Below are 1924 nucleotides of genomic sequence, written 5' to 3' on the forward strand. Positions count from 1 at the left end.
TAATTATCGCTTGTAACGAAAACAGAGTTGGCCAGCCGGTATGCGCCGGTGAATGGCTACGAAACAAAGGGGAATGTCTTGGCAGTCATCCGGCAAGGTCCGGTGCGTCGAGGTGCTGTGCGCCGATGGTTCCGCCAGACCCTTGAGGTTGCGGTCGGCGGATACGGCTTTCTTTCGTCAGCAGGAATGGACCCGAGGCGACGCCGCCGCCGGTCCCAACAATGGGAGCAACTCGCATGAACTGGAAACTGACCGCGGCTGCCGTCGGGCTGTCGCTGTTCGCCGTAACCGGCGTTGCCCGCGCCGATGGCGAACTCAACATCTATAATTGGGGCAATTACACCAGCCCGGACCTCATCAAGAAGTTCGAGGAGACCTACAAGATCAAGGTCACCGTGACCGACTACGACTCCAACGACACCGCGTTGGCCAAGGTCCGCCAGGGTGCTTCCGGCTATGACATCGTCGTGCCCTCGGCCAGCGTCGTGCCGATCTGGATCAGCGAAGGCCTGCTGCTGGAAACCGATCCCAACGCAATGGAGAATTTCAGGAATGTCGATCCCAGGTGGGTCGACGTTCCTTTTGATCCGGGCCGCAAATACACCGTTCCCTGGCAGTGGGGAACGACAGGCATTTCGGTGAACAAGTCGGTCTATGCCGGGGACCCCAACACGTCGGCGCTGTTCCTCGACCCGCCGGCCGAGCTCGTCGGCAAGATCAATGTCGTGCCCGAAATGGGGGACATCATGTTCCTCGCCATCGCCTATGAAGGCGGCCAGTACTGCACCAACGACATGCAGGTGCTGAAGAAGGTGCACGACAAGCTGGTCGAGGCGAAGGCGAAATGGCTTTCGCTCGACTATGCGGCGGTCGATGGCCTGGGCAGGGGCGATATCGCCGCCGGCGTCAACTGGAACGGCATATCGCTGCGCGAACGGCTGCAGAACGACAAGATCGTCTATGGCTACCCCAAGGAAGGCTTTCCGATCTGGATGGACAATGTCGCCGTCCTCAAGGACGCCAAGAACGTCGACAATGCCAAGCTCTTCCAGAATTTCATCATGGACCCGAAGAACGCCGCGATGATTTCGGCTTTCGCCCGCTATTCGAACGGGATCAAGGGCTCGGACGCCTTCATGCCCGACGATATGAAGAACGCGCCTGAGGTGAATATCCCGGCGGAGTTCGCCGCCAAGGGCCAGTTCATGCCGGCCTGCCCGCCGGATGTGCAGGCGCTTTACACGAAAATCTGGACCGACCTCCAGAAGTAGCGCCACCAGCCAAACCCAACAAAGAGCCGCCGGGCCGCGATGCGCGGTCCGGCCACCTTCATGCCAGGTGCGATCACGTGATCGCGGGAGATTTTCTATGTCCGATCTCGACCTTTGCTACATGCCCGCCAGCGAGGCGTTGCGGCTGTTCAAGGCGAGGAAACTCTCGCCCGTCGAACTGATGCAGGCCACCATCCGCCGCGCCGAGGCCACCAAATCGGCGATCAACTGCTTCACCTTCACGCATTTCGAGGAGGCGATGAAGCTGGCCGCGAAAGCGGAGGCGAGATACGCCAAGGGCGCCAGGACCGGCGCGCTCGAGGGCCTGCCGATCGGCATCAAGGACGAGAGCTATATCAAGGGCAAGCCGACGTCGCATGGCTCGCTGCTGTCCAGGGATGCCATAAGCGGCCACACCTCGACGATGAATGAGCGCATCATCAAGGCCGGTGGCATCGTCCATGCGCGCACGGCTACGCCCGAATTCAGCTGCGCCGGTTATACCTGGTCGAAGCGGTGGGGCGTCACCCGCAACCCCTGGAACCGCGACTTCACGCCAGGTGGCTCGTCGGGAGGTTCGGCGGCAACGCTGGCTTCGGGCACGTCGTCGATCGCCACCGGCTCCGACATTGCCGGATCGATCCGTATTCCGG

At 61.2% G+C, this 1924-nt stretch carries 2 protein-coding genes; both read left to right on the top strand.

What is annotated here, in order from left to right:
• Window positions 1–236 precede the first annotated feature (236 nt).
• The gene (locus EOA36_RS34535) at window positions 237–1271 is read left to right on the top strand and encodes an extracellular solute-binding protein (protein ID WP_127281143.1); all 1035 of its coding nucleotides are present in this window, start codon (window positions 237–239) and stop codon (window positions 1269–1271) included.
• 97 nt (window positions 1272–1368) lie between these two features.
• The coding region (locus EOA36_RS34540; protein ID WP_145969482.1) for an amidase at window positions 1369–1924 on the top strand (556 nt) is incomplete at its 3' end.

It is taken from the genome of Mesorhizobium sp. M8A.F.Ca.ET.021.01.1.1, from assembly GCF_003998025.1.
Lineage (GTDB): Bacteria > Pseudomonadota > Alphaproteobacteria > Rhizobiales > Rhizobiaceae > Mesorhizobium.

Bases quoted from the DNA above. Each gene is read 5' to 3' on its own strand.
- EOA36_RS34535 (WP_127281143.1), top strand. From the start codon at position 237: ATGAACTGGAAACTGACCGCGGCTGCCGTCGGGCTGTCGCTGTTCGCC.